We start from the raw sequence: 15,701 nt of genomic DNA on the forward strand, positions 1-15,701 counted from the left end.
CGGGCTTTGAATTTAAAACTTATTTTATTTTTTGTACATTATGAAGCATTACAATAACTTCTTCGCGTGTTGCTGGGCGCTTTAAAAATGTGCCATCTGATACGCCGTTTTCCTTAGTCCATTCAACTGCATCCTTTGCCCACGTAGCTGGTGCTGCATCTTTTTCGTATGTTTCTTTTGCCACAATTTCAGCCTCCTTCGATTCATCTTTTACAATTAATTGTACTTTCATTTTGCTATTGGATGGTACGATAACCTGTCCTTCTAGTTTGTAGCCTGTTGGCGCTGACCAATTAGTCTTAACTTCAAAATGTGGTCGGTCGATATTTTTAGACCAATCACCACCCCATGTAATCCCTAACTTACGAGCAATAGCACCAACTTTATTTAATGTAGTTAAATCGTATAAGGATTTTGGTGGGCCAACCGCAATATCCCATGCTAAACGGCCACTATGATTGCTATTAAGTGTCCATGTAACAATTTGACCTGGTCTTGTACGACCTTGTGAGTATAAGTATTTTTGGCGCTCTGGACTACGGAAAGTTTCTGTAATAAAAACATCCTTAATGCCTGCTTTAAAACACTCCTGGAATAATAAACGGCACGCTAATTCGGCTACCTTTGTTAGTTCAGATAAGTCACGGCATGTTGTTGTTACACTCATTTACCACCACCCTTTACAACTTTACTTAAATCAAATGCCCCTGATGCTGCTAAGCCTCCAATTAGTCCTGCAACAGCCATCGTATAAATGTTGTAGTCCGTTAGTGGCTGAAATAAAAGACCAAATAAAATACCGACTGCCACGGAGACAATCGGTACATATCGTTTTGTTAAATTGAGTGTCGTTTTTAATACCTGTACAAGAGCTGTAATTAATCCTACAATTGCCAATGCGATGATAAATAATGTTGTTAAATCCATGTTATGCACTCTCCCTTTTTTCGAATTTCTCTAAACGTAAACGTAAATCCGTAACATCTGTCTTTACCTCATTAACTGTAGCTCCCATGGTATTGATGGCTGTCACGATTTCCTTTTGTGTCTCACTCAACGATAAATTTGCTTCAATTGATCTATTTATTTGCTCATTCATTTTTTTCTCGCGCTCTTTCGATTCCTCTCGATGGGCTTGATCTAAATTGATTAAATAATTGAAAATATATCGCCCAGCTAATAATGCTGCAATGATTAAAATGATTGATAAGTAAATCCACGGATTTGGACTGCTAGCCACTTTTTCTGCTATACCTGCCCCTGTTACTACTAATAGTTCCATTGCCCTCACCTCTGCCCGTAAAAATAGCACTGCTCGGTACAGTGCGTTGCTGGTGCCTTGATGTACTGTTCTACTATTTTGATTTCTTTCGCTATGAGACGCATCGAGATTCTACTTTGTAGGTAGTTGCCCGTCTCGATTGCGCTCACGAATCTAAAAACAATATAAAAAGCACCCCCGGTTGAGAGCGCTTATAAATAATATTTAATTTTTAAACTAGCCCCTTTATCCTTAGGAGGCTTTTCTAAGATTTCATCTTTATCAGACATAGCATCATACATGGCATCGCAACATACTGGCATGCGATGGTCTTTCCCTGGATATCCACCTACTAACTTATGAACATCTTTTGATGATATAACTAATTCGGACAATTCATTTTGCTTTGCGACTTGTTTCAATAAATTAATACATTTAGTAAATGTTTCTTTAGTTAAGTTACTCATATAGAACCCCACTTTTTTTTACTAAAAATCGGCTTATCGAATGATTAACAGATACTACACATTTTAAGACTAAGTCGAAATTAGAGATCACTAGCTCGGAACTTATACAAAAGATAGCCAGAAAATATCATTACGCAAATAAATAAACAAGCAAATATCATCCACTTTACATCATGTAAAGTTAGATATAAGGGTAAAAATACAAAGAGTAAACCAGTTACTGTCAAAGGGATTAAGCCAATTGTGATTATTACTTTTAATCTAGCATTCGATGATTTCTTCATTGCTTTCTTCATTGCTTTTTTTTTCGTATTTATATATTTTTCAATCACCAATTCTTGAAGAGGATTGAATTGCTGTTTAGAACTAAACTTCTCATAAGCTTCAATCTCATCTCTAATTGCATTAGTAACCAACGGTTTTTCTTCTTCAACTTCTTTATAATACTGCTCATTGTTCTCATACGGAGACAAAACCAAATCACTTCTTCTACCATTAAATTGTTCAATACTAGCATCAATATATTCCCCACACACCTCATTAATAAAATGAGAATAAACCCTTGTGTTTAAACCTTCGCCAAATTGAATCAAACAATGATGGACTTTGTTATTTTCATCAGATATTCCATGTTCCTTTTTTACTATATGATAAATCAAACTAGAAATTCTGTAGCAACTCTCATTTAAATAGTGAACTCTGCTATCATGTATTGCAAATAAATCGCCCTTTTCTATTCTTGCTTCCAATGCCAATTTATACGACATTTTCGCGATATCAACTAAGTCCGCCTTCTGTTCTACGGTCAATGATTTCATAAATCCTCCAAATAAGCATAATACATATAAATATATCATGAGTCTGCATTTTGTCATATTCTTACTTTATGATTCTACTAATTTCTTTAAGACTATTGTATATTATCTATTAATATTTCGAGTAGCAGTTTTCCCTAACTTAACATTTCTAATTTCTCTCATAATAGTCGATATGTTATCAAAATAAAAGCTTGTCCCCATTCTATTCTCATTACGCTCCTTAGCATCTTCAGCTTCTGAAAATGATAGCACTAACCTTAACTTTTCTTCAAAATTTAAATTCCCATCAATGGAACCCATAAAATTCAATGTTTTATTTGCAGGTTCTACCGATAAAATGAAAATTTGTTCTTTTTTCAACAATATCTAAATATTAAATACCTTCAGTATCACTTAAAATATAATCCTCAATCGCTTTACGATAGTCTGGATTAGTGACGTCGTCAATCACATAAACCAACTCTGTCTTTGGGTTTAACCCACCCTTCATAATTCTTTCCGCCGCAATTCTTACCACTACTGCATTTACATTTGTCATTATAAAATACCCCCAAATTCATTTTCTGTTTGTAATAACAGTTCATCTTCCAACTCTCTAATGCGTCTTTGCTCTTCCGTTTCGTATATTGGTTTTTCTACCAGTATTGGCTTTAGAGTAACGGTGTCGATGCCGACAACATCCCATTTCGTAAGGTCTATCTCGCCATACTCTAAGTCTATATAGTCGATAGAGGTTAATTCTTTACGTGACAATACATCGCCTGAACATTCACCTTCTGTGTGAATGATATTACCATCTTGGTCAAATATAAATCTCCAACCAACCTTAATGTTCATAATATATTCCCCATTTCATCAATATCATGGATACCCGAAGGCTTCCCAGTTAAATAATACAGAATTAATCGAATCTACTTGTAACCAGAACTCCGAACTACTCACTACTTTACTGCTATTTGAGTATATCCTTCCGTCATCGGATATCCTAAAATCTAAATCACCGTATATTTCGTTGGATATATAATATATTGCACAATATCCATCCTTTGCTGATTTGCCATTCTTTTTGGCTACTACTAGTTTGGGTTGGAATCCTATATTAGTCAGTTTAAGATATTCGACACTACCAGTTGAGTTATATGCTTGCCCTTTGGCATATTGCCCTCCAAGTGTACCAACTATGCCAAAAATACTAGTGCCTTTTTTAATATTAGCTGGTATGAAGTTGCTGTCAGTTACCCTAACACCACTGTTAGATGCTCCGTTGTAATATCCTTCTGGCGGTGTTACATCTATATACGTAGAGCCTGCACCACTTCTTGAGCCACCAGACACGAATCCTATCCTGCTTGTCATTGTTCCAGAAACAACGCCATTGTCTGTGCCGATGGTGTATCCCGTCAATACCTGCGGTCTGTCTGCCGAACCATACTCACCACCTTCACCCAACAAGATAAAATTTACGCAATCATAGCGTACTTGATAAACCCCACCAACCTTTAGATTTCCGCTGGTTAAGGGGTTTCCGTTAGATTTTCGGATTGACTTGTTATCCAATCCGTTAATGCCAAGTGTAACCGCCCCTGTATTGGTTGTTGTGTTCTTAAATGCTACTAACATACCTTCTACATAAGAAGTTACATTATCGACTGACATTTTAAGTGCATTTGTTCCTGTTGCAATACCATACACTCCATGTGTCACTAAATCGTCCAAATGCTTAGTAACTACTCCATCTTGCCTAACTAGTTCATCCTCAATTTTATTCATATTTACTGCCATAATCGGTGTTCCTGGTTTATTTACAACCCCTTCAGCCGGTATTAATGTAACTGTTCCATCTGGATTGTTTTGCATTGTAAATGTCCGTGGTCTTTCAACTTCACGGTTTTCCCATATAGTTGGTTGATAAGCCAATCAAACCGCCTCCTCTCCACATGTAAAAGCACCACAAATGGGCACGAGTTCCGTGTTGCCCTTGTAGTGCTGATATAGCAAGTTTAAATTGTGTTCAAGCCGTTGGGCATCGTTAAAAGTGAAAGGATTATTTGATACCCAGTCGAGCTTATTCTGTAGCCACCCCATAGGAGTATAACGCTGCCTTAATATATTTTGATTGCTTTCTAAGCGATTTAAACTGTCAGCAAATTCGATACGTTTCATGTCGCGATTCGTAATGGTTAACATGGAAGGTAACAGGATAAAATAACGAATCAACTCTGCAATGACTTCTGTGTTATTTTCCACCCGATTCAAGTCCTGAAAGTTATAAAAGTCAGATGATTTCCAATCTAATTTAGGCGTAATCCACATTTAAACACCGCCTTTTGTTTCTGTTTTGCCGCTTAAATAGCCGGCGAATTCAAACTCCTGCTTTGTGATTCGACTTTGCTTTTCAGTACCAAATGAATCCTCAATGATAACGATATCACCGCATTCAAGAGCAGGATTTTGACGCCAATTGACTTGATACAGAGCGCGTAGATTACTTTCATCGATGATCCATTGGGCAATGTCTGCCGCATGTCCCACCGAATTAATGAGGGGATTGTCGCACTTCATGCTGGCACCCTCTTTGACGTCTGTATTCATGAAAGTGTGTTCCTCCTTTACTCCGCTTACATACACCGTCATTACAAGCGATTGAATCAGCTTGTCTAGCTTAATTTGTGGTTCGCTATAAACGTTGTCAAATGTAATATTCAACATATCGTAGCCGCTATATACGGTAGGTGTGGTCATCCCTGTAAACATGTCAGGACCAGCAAAGTAAATATAGCTCGTACTTTCATCCAAAATGACGAAAGGCTTGATAATTAGCACGCCATCTCTATTTTGGTAAATGGCACTTTTACTCGCTATACCGATGCATTGGAGGGCTTTCCGGAATGTTATTTTCTCTAGGAAACCTTTTGTAGGAATTTCCTTTAACTTTTCATCGATTTTAAAATAAGTCACACCAGCTTTGATTAGAATATCCTCAGCCAAATCATATAGTTTTTCAAATGCACCTGATTGCAAATATTCTTTTTCAAGCAGTTCAAAAATGTTCCTAGCGGTGAAAGTTGTTGTTAGAGCACCTTCATCTGACTGCCAATCGGTCAAATAATAACCTTTGGTAGTCACATACTCAAATACATTTTCCTCAATCTCAATGCCGATACCCATTGTTAGTTCCTGTCGTTCTTTTAAAAAGCGGTAGAATCCTATGGGGTTTAAGATATTAAAGTTTTTGTCCGAGTTATCAATGGTGAATTTAATTTCATTGGCTGGCAATGTATCACCAACCACGTTCATCTGCTCAATCAAATTTACTTTAATTAGCTTGTCGCCCTCATAAACCTGAAAAACACCGAAATCAATCTCAACGATGCGAGCTCGTCTAAACGGTTTAGCCCACTTTCGAATGATGATTTCAATCTTTTCATATGCATCCAAACCACGAACCCATACATAAACATTTGCATTGTTCCCTCTCACAGTTTCTGATGCTATCAAAGTGTCACCTGCAGAATATGCAATAATGTCAAAATCAGTCGCATGCTCATTGGTTAGCGCGTCAAAATGGATAGTTAAGCCCATCGAATCATGTGGCTCATCAAAGGTAAACGTGACGACTTGAGGGACGGCAAAAACACCGTCTGCACCACACAAATCACCACTCCACCAACCTAGCTCGCTATCATCCTCACCTGGTGGTGGAGGTATACGGAAACTTCCGTCCAGTTTGAAATAGTCCTGTTCGAACGTAGCATATTTATGGGTCATATTTCGTACCTTATTGACAAGCTGCCCTTTTTTGCTTATTTTAGCTTCCGAATTTGCAGAAATAACAGCATCTGCATAAGCAGCATTATCCAAGATTTCAAAGATAACTTTGGCTGCTGTTTTTCTTATAGGAGCATAAACCGCTTGCTTAAAATCACGACTTACCTCAATCACTTAATCACCTACTTTTCAATGACGCTAAATTTAATATCTTTCCAACGAATATCACCATTAATGTAATCAAGCGCACCAACATTTCTATCACCGGAATAGAACGTTCCTGTTTTCTGTGAGCTGGTTAACGGGTCGATGTAGCTAACTGAAAAGAACACTGGACTAACCGCATTCATTACCGTTTGTAAGTCTGATTTACTTAGGTATTTCCACCCGAGTTCAATCTTTCTTTTTGTAGCTATCCGTTCAATGATCATATCGCCCCTGGCATTACGTTCAGCCTTTGATATGTCCATAATACCTACTTGGTAATCAGAAGGAGTGGGGATCTCCTTGCCGTCAATTTTTATCATTTGTCCCTCACTCCTTTAGATTGGTTGAATGATTGTAGAACCTAAACGTTGACCTTCTTTTGCAAGGTACGGGTTAAGAATACGGGCAAATGTAGTTCCATCTACGTTTAGTACAATGTCGCCACCGTCACTCGATTGTTGACCGCTGTTACCCATTTGCATAGCTGCCATTACAGCAGTTCCTAATGCAGATGCCAGTTTGTCCACAAACGGTGTATTTTCGAGTGGCACAATCATTTCCGCACCAGCTTCACCGGCAATGTAATTCCCAAAGTTAGTAGCGCCATCGACGATACCGCCACGTGCTAATTTTGGAATCCTAGGTGGAGATATAGGATTAATTTTTATATCAATTCCTGGAACAGCCCCAACTAGATCGTTCACGCTGCTAATCACCCTATTAATACCATTAAAAATTCCGCTTATTGCAGCGTTTACGATATCAATAGTAAGATTTAATACGCTTTTAAAAATCCCTGAAATACCTGTTACAATACCGTCAAAGACCGAAACAACGCCATCCCAAGCTTTTCGCCAATCCCCTGTAAAGGCACCAACAATAAATTTAATCAAACCGCCTAATATTTGGAGCAAACTCTTTATTAAGTCAGCGATTAAACCGACGGCTGTCCCAATTATACTAACGACCAAATTAAAAACTGTTGTAAATGTCGGCCCGAGTTCTTTTACCAAATAATTTATAACTGGCAGAATAAATTTATTTAAAATATCTAAAGCTGCATCAACTAATTTCAGTACAAATTTCACTACTTCATCAACAACACCCTTTAGATGCTTATCCCACAATGTTGATAATTGTTCTAAGAACGGTTCAACAATTGGCTTTAGCACCTTGTCCCACAAAGTCTGGAATATATCTTGTAAATTCTTAAATAAGTCTTTGAGGTTTTTCAACAAGTCTTTGCCGTGCTTATCCCACGCATCAGTAATGATCTTTAATGTATCTGTTACAATTTTCTTTACTAAATCAAACGTAGGATTTATCACGGATTTATAAATATCGTTCATTAAATCGGCTGCCCCCTCAAAAGCTTCTGCTGCAACTTCAAATGCTGCTACTAAAATGTCGGTAAAAATCGGTACAACTGTTTTGATAATAGCATCTGCAATTGGGATAGCGAACCCGTTTAAAATGTAGTCTACAAAAGGCTTAATAGTACCATCTAGTAAAGTCTGTAGCGCATTTCCCATCCGAGGTAAGAAATCCAAGAAAGCATCTCGAATACGCTCAAGCGCTGGGATTATTACAGTTGAAGTTAGATTGTTAAGAGTATCCGTAACTTTTTTAAATGTTTTAGCAAACAGTTCTAGCGCAAACACTAAAACGTCCGTAAAGATGGGAACTAGCACTCTATTAAGCTGATCTACAATTGGTAATAAAAATTGATTTAAAATAAATTCTGTTAGCGGCTTGATTGTGCCATCTAGTAAACTTTGTAATGATTGAGCAATAGATTTACTCGCATCTAACCAGGCTACTTTTATCGCTTCTAATGATGGCAACCATACCTCGTTCCATGACGCAATAATTAAATCCGTTACGTTTTGGAATGTCTCTGCAAGTAAATTCATGCCCCATACTGCTGCATCAGCAAATACTGGAGCGAAGTCTTCTACAAACCCAGTTACGATGCTTGGAATGAAATCAAACAGAATATAGCTTGCCGCAGGTTTTAAAAATTCTTCGATTAACTGAAGAAAAGTCTCGCCAATTTGTTTTAATGATTGCTTAATAGGATCCGCAGCGTCACGTAAAGGCTGAAGCGCTGGTCCAATACCGCTAAAAGCATCAGCAAAAAGTGAGCCTGTATCTTTTATACCGCCCCACATGTCCTTAAATATTTCTTTGATTTTGTCTGCCATCGCTTGGATGTGAGCTGGAATTGTTTCTGTATCGATATCCGGCATATCTAAATCGTCAAAGCCCATATCGTCCATGCCGCCAATTCCGCCACCAGAACCTGCACCAGATCCTCCACTTCCCGAACCACTGTCAGTTTTTTTTGACGGCTCTGTTAATGAGTTGATTTCGTCAAATCCTGCAACTGACCGTTTTGCTTCTTCAGCTGCTTTCTTTGTCTTTTTACCTGCCTTCTCCGCTTTCTTGCCTGCATTTTCAGCTGCGACACCAAACGAATCTTGCGCGGCTGCACCTCCACCTGCCGCTATATTCGATTGTTTCTGTGATTTAGAAACGCCAAAAAACGCCTGCATGAAATATCGGAAGTAAGCGGTGACTTTTACAAGCCAGTTTGCCAGGGTCTGAAGCAGTGGTAAGACTATATTAGCTATTGGCATGAACGCATCACCAATATTTGTCTGAATGTCACCTAGCGTCTTGCTTAGGAGAGAGAGTCTACCAGCAAATGTATCAGCATATGCCGCCGCGTCCCCAACCTGGAATTTTGTTTCTTCCATAATGCCATTCACTTCGGCTTGGATTTTTTGCTGTTGGGTTAAATTGTTAGCTGTGGTACCAATTGATGTAGCGTATTCATCCCACATCTTAGCAACATTTTTTGTCACACCTGCGTTATCGACAAGTATGCTATTTTCTGCCTTCAAACCTTCTGCGGCTGACGATACTGCCTGCCCTAAAGATAAAGATGATTGTCTACCAAATGCCGCTGCATCTTTCAGCCGTTCCATTGTTATTTGTATCTGTTCGTCATTATAACCACGTGCAGCCAAATTTTTGTAAGCATTAACAGCATCACCAAGTGGTACCAAACCATCAGCAATATAGTCATTAATAAAACTTTTAGCTTTTGCGAAGGAACGCCCTTGCCCCTCAATGATGCTTTGCAAACCAAGAAAGGCTCCCTCTAAATTACTAGATGCTTGGACAGCATCTTTTATATACTTACCAAGGCCAAGGGTAGCTAAAGTGGCAACTACGCTTTTAAATGCATTTTTCATTGCTTCTGTAGATTGTTTAACCGCTTGATCCAATCCACCTAGCTCTTTTTTAACATTAGTTAGTTCTTTTCTTAAGCCCGAGGTCTCTGACGTGATCAAAATTTGTAGTTCTTCAATTGTCATCGCCATTTTTCTCACCTCGTTTCCGTTTCTCAGCTGCATAAGCATCAATTCTAGCTTTCATGATTTGCCAATTCTGTTGTTTCACTAGTTGTAGTTGCGCTTGTTTTTCAAGCTCAGGGAAAACACCTGGGAAAGCTTCGTGCAAAGCTTGTGGATTTTGCTTACTACCTAGCGAGATACCTACTAGATGTGAGATAAGATTTGCTTGGTGATAAGCGATAATTGATTGATATTGCAATTCTGCTTCTTGCCTTTTCGATTTCCCTTTAATAGCTGCTAAAATTTCTTTGTAGGTCATATCCCAATAAAAAACTGCATCCACTCCGCTTTCTACGGCAATTGGATACAGTTTTTCGAATAGTTCTGTTAAGTTTTTTATAGGCTCGCTGTTATTGTCGCTGCCTCCTCCTTCTTCACTGTCTTGAAAAAACCGCTAGTTCGGAATGTGTCGACCATAACTGGAATTAAATCAGTGTACGAATTACCTGCATCAACATAATCATCGTAAAGCTCTAACACTTTTTCGAACGTCATGCCATGATGGTACTTTTGTAAAGATGCATGTAAGATGAGTAACAAGCTACTAACTGATGGGATTTCACCGTTTTCAACCGTCATAAGTACTTGCAGTGGATTGCGTCCTCCTAACTTTTTCTCCAGCTCGATAATAGCTGATGCCGTAGCGCGTAATTTAAACTCCTGTTCCCCAACTTTAAATTCTGTATATAACATTTTTGTATTCCTCCAATATAAAAAGCACCCCCAAAATTTGAGAGTGCTTCTAAATTATTTATTTTGTTGATTTAAATCATCCGGATAAACAATAGTATCTATCGTTTCCCCTGACTCTTTATCTTTAACGATAATAGTAGCTTTGACTTTATCTTCTTTTACACCGTTAAATGTCTGGTAGTAAATGCCGGATATACCTAATCCCATAGCTGCAAAACCATCAAAACTACTTTCGAACTTCCCTTTTTCTACAACCATAGTAAACTCTGTGAAGTCCTTGTTAGAAGTGATTTCCTCAATAGAGGCAAACTCTTCACTTGTTTTAGTTTCTTCGATAGTTCCTAGTATGCTAGTTTTCATTTCCTCTAGCATTTCTTTATGTTTTGCTTTTGACATTTTATAAGTGAATGATCCGTCGCTATTACTAACAACATCCTCTACACCATCTTTTTTAGCTTCTGAAATAATAGTATCGGCGTCTTGATCTTTAAACATCGAAGCAGGTAAAGTGATTTCAACATCTTCTTTACCGCATGCCACAACAACTACGCCTATCAACATAATAATCATCATCAATAAAAACTTTTTCAACTTGTTCTCCCCCAAATATGTTTGTCAAATGTATTTGCGTAAATATTCTACCATAACAGAGAGAGACCAACCAGTTAAATTCCAAGTATGTTAAGTTTCAACATTTACCGCTATCTCTAAATTCATAATTGTTATGGTGCTGGATTTGTCACGGTTATATCACTTTGCAAGCTCATTCCAACCGTAAATGTCATGGCCGCATTAACTGCCGCAGCATCCATTTTTACATTCACGAATGCGCTAAATTCGTGTCCTGTACCATCTGGATACTCAACCTTAAATTCAGCTGCTGTATTCGCATCTTGCAACCCTTTTAACACACGGAAGTTACTGTCTGCCGTGTCATTATCATATAAGAACTTGAATGTTAAATCTCCAAGGTCTTTTACCCCATTGATGTACTTCTTTACACCATCAGATAGCGTGGTAACTTCAACCTTTTCTGGGTCGCCACCCATTTCTGGAACTTCCATAAGGTGTTCCAGTACTGTATATGTCGAACCACTCTTTTTGTAGCTCAGTGTTGTGTCTTTCGATAATAATCCTGCCATTATTTACACTCTCCTCTATTGATGAACTAAGTTCGTTCGTTTATCGACAACGCCACGAAAGCGCATCGTTTTACGTTTCATTCCGCTTGGATCATTTAAATCTGATTGAAACTGTCGAAGAAAACCAATGCTAGCCATCTTGTCGTTTACCGCTTTTGCAATAGTTCCAGTCGACTTTGTATGCCACACATCAATTAATATAATTATTTCAGATTGCAACTCTACCCGCATATTACGATAATTAGCATTATCAGCTTCTTTAAATGTGATATGTGGTGTTTGCGCTGGACCCGATGGAAATTGATCAGATACTGTTACACCAGCAATTGTATTCAGTAACGTATTTATTTCCGGCTTTGCATCGTACATTTAACCACCTAGCTTTCGTATTTCTTTTTTCAAGTGCTCTTTCGCAATCTTTTTTACATTTTCTTTATTTTGATTTAGTGCTGGGTACAGATATGGTTGGGCATCCATACCAGCCCAATCTTGACGGTAATTTAAATTCTCTGGAGATTTAGGCGGGGATGGTGAACCTTCGCCACGTTGACCTGTGCCAAACTCTACGTAAGCACCGTGTTCGACGTTTGTAGATACTTTTCCGATGATTACGCCTGACTTTTCTTCAACTGTACCTTGAATACTGTTTCTCAATTGGCCGCCGTCAACCTCAGCGATTGGAGCAAGTTCTTTTGCATCGCCCTGTACCACCTTTATTCCTTGTTGGATACCTGTTTTAAGAGCCTTTTGACTGTTACCGCCAAGTGCATCAATTTTACGCATAAGACTGTCTAAACCTCGAATAGTCATGTTTATACCTTCTCCAAATCAACGACATAATGGGCATTCCATCGTCTTATTGCTACAACTTTATAATCAGGATCTTTATCAATTGAAACATAAATACAGAGACCGTCGTTTTCAGAAAGACCTTCAATCGTTTCTGCATAAGCAACTAACATGTACTTTAATTTTGCTCCATACATTTCCACAAGCATTCTTCCACCTGCAGGTTGTACATTTGCAAGAAGAGTCCCTCCATCATCCCACCCATCATATGTGGTGCCATCGGGTTCAGACAGCTTCTTCCATTGCTTTATCCTATACGGCTTTAAATCGCGTTGTCTAAGTCGCATAGCGTACCGCCTTTAATAAACGGGATTGGTTGATAGTGTTTTGTATAGACTGCGGCAAATCATCAAAAGAACGGCTAATGCCTCCCTCTGAATGTGAGGATTGCCCCTCAACACCCTGCATGTTGTAACAGATGGTAGCCATTTGCCGTTGAACGGATTCTAGCGACGGTGATAGTTCAACTCGATTCGTCCATGTGAGAATATCGTTACGAGCATCATCTAAAAACAATTGCAATAAATCATCTTGCAAATCATCTTTTATACCTAGAGCAATTTTTAGCTTATCCAGTTGAGATTTAATCATTTAATCACTCCTAAGAAAAAAAGAGCGACTAATTGTCGCCCTCTTGTTTTTGTTTGCTATCTTTTCTCTGTTCAGACACTTTTTCTACAAGATTCTCATCGAAATACTTTTCCGCCATATCAAACGTTTCATCTGGTTGATAGGACTTACCATTATATCGAACAGGTACTTTTTTAACTCTTACTTTCATTTAACGCGCCCTCCCTATGCAATCGGTTGTGCTTGAAATACTTCATCAGCAGCTGGGAATGATGGTATAGCAGTTGCTACAGCTTTTGTCCAAGTTGATACTGGGTCAACATTTTCCTCGTACACCATTGCAAGCACGTTACCGATTTTACTAGTTTCAATCGATGGATCACGAGTCAAACGATTTTCTTCAGCGGTTGGCCCAAATAAAGTTTCCCCCATCGCTCCATCACCGAACATAACAAATGAATTCGCTGGGAAATAGCGATGCGTTGAATATGTTCCGTTTGCCAGTTGCTTGCGGAATTTAGCATCATACGAAGCAAGTTTTGGAAGTTGAAGACTCTCTAAAAACGTGTTCAACTCTCCAATTGAAACGATTCGACCTGAATCCTTTCCGTATAAAGCTGATTTAACATTAGGGTTTGTTAATAAAGCAGCCAACACGGTATTAGATGTTAAGGCTCTAGTAGGTGTAATAGATAACGAATTCGCCCATCGAATCATATCTTCAATTGGGTTTGAAGATGGATCTGTCCATAAATTAGTTCCAGATAAAGCTTCTTTATTTTCGGTTGGCACGCCATAATCTAGGACTGCGCTCAACCCGTTTTCTGCCAATGTTAGAGTACCTTTTGCAAGTACCTCCATGCGCATTTGTTCAACACGCGCATTTACACCAGCCACTAACACGTCAATGTCATTGTATACATTTTGCATTAAATATTGTTGTTCCGCTGCATTACGCGGACTTTCTAAAGCGATAATTTCTTTTTCAGTTAATGGTAATTTACGTTTAATCAACGCTGCCTCTAAAGCCATCTTACTAGCTTCTCGCGAGCCAATTTCTGCTTCTGTATCAAACGAGTGAACAGAGGCAACAACCGGTGTACGTCCTGCACCTTTGATTAAGTCGAATTCAAGTGTTGGTTTCTTGATTTCAGGGAATAAACTAGCACCTAAAAGCGCTGGATATTCACGATTTTGTAAGTAATTTAAAACTTCTCGTTGGTTAAATAAATCTAATACGCTCGGCATATTGCGATTCCTCTTTTCTATTATTTATTATCGAAATTTGATTTCAGTTAATGTGGCTTTTGCAGCAGCATCAGGAGCTACTGGAAGTCGAGTTTCCAAGATATACGCTTCTACCAGTAAAGCTCCAGGTTGTGGACCTTCTGTTACGTCTACATCATTTAGCAAAATACCTTTTGCCGTTGCATCGTTTTTCGGATAAATTGTTCCAGCAGGTACGATTTTGCGTCCCTTCGCATTAGCAACCACCCCCGTTTGTTCTACCTGAGTAGTAAACGATTGAAAACGCGCACTTGCTAAAAAGTTAATTTGTTTTGCTGTTTCTTTTTTTGATACGTACATTAAAATTCTCCTCTCTTAAGTCCATAATGTTGTTGCAATTGGCTTGCTTTTTTCGTTCAGTGATTTGGCGAAGTTGGCTCCAACACTTACTTCACCATTGCCTTTCCCTCCGCCACCAGGTGGATTGCCACCTCGTAGACGTTCGTTCACACCAGCCTCAACTGCTTCACGAAATGACTTTTCTACTGCATCTAAGCTAGCGTTAGTAGATGCAGCGTCAGTGAATACGAGAATTTCCGCTAACGATAATGGAAGACTCTTATCTGCTAATGTTTCAAGTGCCGTGGCACGAAGCTCACGACGAGTGATTTCACTCTCACGTTTCGCTAGCTCATCTTCTCGCTTTTGACGTTCGTATTCTGCCTTTTGATCAGCATTCATTTTGGCTAACTTTTCAGCTTCTGTTTTAGCAGCTTCGAGTTTTGACTGGTAATCCTTTTCCCATTTTGCTTGTTCTTTCCCTAATCGTTCGCCGAGGATGCGATCTAGTTCAGCCTGTTGTTCTGGTGTGAACTCAATTTTGTTAGGCGGATCAGTTGGAGGGGCAGCAGGTGGATCTACTGGGTCCGTCGGTGGGTCAGTTGGATCCGAGAAGAATTTAATATCTAACGGTAATAACGGCTCAAATTTACTGAAAGGATCTGCTTGCTTAGTTTTTCCAAACAAGATTTTAATGTACAAAATAAACATTTGAATAAATTTCATAACTACCTCCTCCGTTTTACGCCCGTCGGCTTTATCCATGCACCTTTTAATGTCGTGGTCACGTTTTGGACAAAAGAAAAAGCCGCTAAATTAGCGACTGATTTAAATCGTTTAAAAGTTATATAATCGACCTAACCTTTCGATTTATCACCTATTACTAAATTTGTAAAGATTCCTAATAGCAAAAGTAACACAAGGTATTCAAACGTGGT

General features: G+C 38.7%; 25 protein-coding genes. All 25 read right to left on the minus strand.

What is annotated here, in order from left to right; genetic code table 11:
* Window positions 1-19: 19 nt before the first annotated feature.
* The gene (locus CSE16_RS11900) at window positions 20-667 is read right to left on the minus strand and encodes a M15 family metallopeptidase (protein ID WP_099424103.1); all 648 of its coding nucleotides are present in this window, start codon (window positions 665-667) and stop codon (window positions 20-22) included.
* Window positions 664-927 (minus strand): hypothetical protein, encoded by a 264-nt coding sequence (locus CSE16_RS11905; RefSeq protein WP_099424104.1) that lies wholly within the window; start codon window positions 925-927, stop codon window positions 664-666. The genes CSE16_RS11900 and CSE16_RS11905 overlap by 4 nt, the downstream gene beginning before the upstream one ends.
* A 1-nt stretch (window position 928) precedes the next feature.
* Window positions 929-1,282 carry a hypothetical protein gene (locus tag CSE16_RS11910; protein WP_216641122.1) on the minus strand — a complete coding sequence of 118 codons (354 nt, stop codon included), beginning with the start codon at window positions 1,280-1,282 and terminating at the stop codon, window positions 929-931.
* A gap of 191 nt (window positions 1,283-1,473) precedes the next feature.
* Window positions 1,474-1,728, minus strand: coding sequence for a hypothetical protein (locus CSE16_RS11915; RefSeq protein WP_099424105.1), 255 nt, complete (start codon window positions 1,726-1,728; stop codon window positions 1,474-1,476).
* Window positions 1,729-1,808: 80 nt separating this feature from the next.
* Window positions 1,809-2,546, minus strand: coding sequence for a hypothetical protein (locus CSE16_RS11920; protein WP_099424106.1), 738 nt, complete (start codon window positions 2,544-2,546; stop codon window positions 1,809-1,811).
* Window positions 2,547-2,648: 102 nt separating this feature from the next.
* Window positions 2,649-2,906 (minus strand): hypothetical protein, encoded by a 258-nt coding sequence (locus tag CSE16_RS11925; RefSeq protein ID WP_157764806.1) that lies wholly within the window; start codon window positions 2,904-2,906, stop codon window positions 2,649-2,651.
* A gap of 13 nt (window positions 2,907-2,919) precedes the next feature.
* Window positions 2,920-3,084: a hypothetical protein gene (locus CSE16_RS21575; RefSeq protein ID WP_099424108.1), complete on the minus strand. Its 165-nt coding sequence runs from the start codon at window positions 3,082-3,084 to the stop codon at window positions 2,920-2,922.
* On the minus strand, window positions 3,084-3,383 hold the full coding sequence (locus CSE16_RS11935) for a hypothetical protein (protein WP_099424109.1): 300 nt from the start codon (window positions 3,381-3,383) through the stop codon (window positions 3,084-3,086). Before CSE16_RS11935 ends, CSE16_RS21575 begins: the two co-directional genes overlap by 1 nt.
* Before the next feature lie 24 nt (window positions 3,384-3,407).
* A complete protein-coding gene (locus CSE16_RS11940) occupies window positions 3,408-4,463 on the minus strand; it encodes a hypothetical protein (protein ID WP_099424110.1) in 1,056 nt (351 codons plus the stop codon).
* Window positions 4,464-4,859: a hypothetical protein gene (locus CSE16_RS11945; protein ID WP_099424111.1), complete on the minus strand. Its 396-nt coding sequence runs from the start codon at window positions 4,857-4,859 to the stop codon at window positions 4,464-4,466.
* Window positions 4,860-6,488 (minus strand): hypothetical protein, encoded by a 1,629-nt coding sequence (locus CSE16_RS11950; RefSeq protein WP_099424112.1) that lies wholly within the window; start codon window positions 6,486-6,488, stop codon window positions 4,860-4,862.
* 8 nt (window positions 6,489-6,496) lie between these two features.
* The gene (locus tag CSE16_RS11955; RefSeq protein WP_099424113.1) at window positions 6,497-6,841 is read right to left on the minus strand and encodes a DUF6711 family protein; all 345 of its coding nucleotides are present in this window, start codon (window positions 6,839-6,841) and stop codon (window positions 6,497-6,499) included.
* Window positions 6,842-6,856: 15 nt separating this feature from the next.
* Window positions 6,857-9,943: a phage tail family protein gene (locus CSE16_RS11960; protein WP_157764807.1), complete on the minus strand. Its 3,087-nt coding sequence runs from the start codon at window positions 9,941-9,943 to the stop codon at window positions 6,857-6,859.
* Window positions 9,894-10,226 (minus strand): hypothetical protein, encoded by a 333-nt coding sequence (locus CSE16_RS11965; protein WP_099424115.1) that lies wholly within the window; start codon window positions 10,224-10,226, stop codon window positions 9,894-9,896. Before CSE16_RS11965 ends, CSE16_RS11960 begins: the two co-directional genes overlap by 50 nt.
* A 53-nt stretch (window positions 10,227-10,279) precedes the next feature.
* The gene (locus CSE16_RS11970; RefSeq protein WP_099424116.1) at window positions 10,280-10,636 is read right to left on the minus strand and encodes a DUF6096 family protein; all 357 of its coding nucleotides are present in this window, start codon (window positions 10,634-10,636) and stop codon (window positions 10,280-10,282) included.
* A gap of 54 nt (window positions 10,637-10,690) precedes the next feature.
* A complete protein-coding gene (locus tag CSE16_RS11975) occupies window positions 10,691-11,227 on the minus strand; it encodes a hypothetical protein (RefSeq protein ID WP_253896074.1) in 537 nt (178 codons plus the stop codon).
* A 131-nt stretch (window positions 11,228-11,358) separates the two neighbouring features.
* The gene (locus tag CSE16_RS11980; RefSeq protein ID WP_099424117.1) at window positions 11,359-11,778 is read right to left on the minus strand and encodes a phage tail tube protein; all 420 of its coding nucleotides are present in this window, start codon (window positions 11,776-11,778) and stop codon (window positions 11,359-11,361) included.
* Between the two features lie 15 nt (window positions 11,779-11,793).
* The gene (locus CSE16_RS11985; RefSeq protein ID WP_099424118.1) at window positions 11,794-12,147 is read right to left on the minus strand and encodes a hypothetical protein; all 354 of its coding nucleotides are present in this window, start codon (window positions 12,145-12,147) and stop codon (window positions 11,794-11,796) included.
* On the minus strand, window positions 12,148-12,588 hold the full coding sequence (locus tag CSE16_RS11990; protein ID WP_099424119.1) for an HK97-gp10 family putative phage morphogenesis protein: 441 nt from the start codon (window positions 12,586-12,588) through the stop codon (window positions 12,148-12,150).
* Window positions 12,589-12,590: 2 nt separating this feature from the next.
* Entirely contained in the window at window positions 12,591-12,914 is a 324-nt protein-coding gene (locus tag CSE16_RS11995; protein WP_099424120.1) for a hypothetical protein, read from the minus strand.
* Window positions 12,904-13,218: a phage head-tail connector protein gene (locus tag CSE16_RS12000; protein WP_099424121.1), complete on the minus strand. Its 315-nt coding sequence runs from the start codon at window positions 13,216-13,218 to the stop codon at window positions 12,904-12,906. The genes CSE16_RS11995 and CSE16_RS12000 overlap by 11 nt, the downstream gene beginning before the upstream one ends.
* A 28-nt stretch (window positions 13,219-13,246) precedes the next feature.
* Complete coding sequence (locus CSE16_RS21405) at window positions 13,247-13,408, minus strand: hypothetical protein (protein WP_157764808.1); 162 nt, start codon at window positions 13,406-13,408, stop codon at window positions 13,247-13,249.
* 14 nt (window positions 13,409-13,422) lie between these two features.
* The gene (locus CSE16_RS12005; RefSeq protein WP_099424122.1) at window positions 13,423-14,445 is read right to left on the minus strand and encodes a major capsid protein; all 1,023 of its coding nucleotides are present in this window, start codon (window positions 14,443-14,445) and stop codon (window positions 13,423-13,425) included.
* Window positions 14,446-14,472: 27 nt separating this feature from the next.
* Window positions 14,473-14,784, minus strand: a complete 312-nt coding sequence (locus CSE16_RS12010; protein ID WP_099424123.1) for a hypothetical protein — start codon at window positions 14,782-14,784, stop codon at window positions 14,473-14,475.
* A gap of 15 nt (window positions 14,785-14,799) precedes the next feature.
* A complete protein-coding gene (locus tag CSE16_RS12015; RefSeq protein WP_216641123.1) occupies window positions 14,800-15,489 on the minus strand; it encodes a DUF4355 domain-containing protein in 690 nt (229 codons plus the stop codon).
* Between the last annotated feature and the right edge of the window lie 212 nt (window positions 15,490-15,701).

This window comes from Solibacillus sp. R5-41 (assembly GCF_002736105.1).
Taxonomy (GTDB): domain Bacteria; phylum Bacillota; class Bacilli; order Bacillales_A; family Planococcaceae; genus Solibacillus.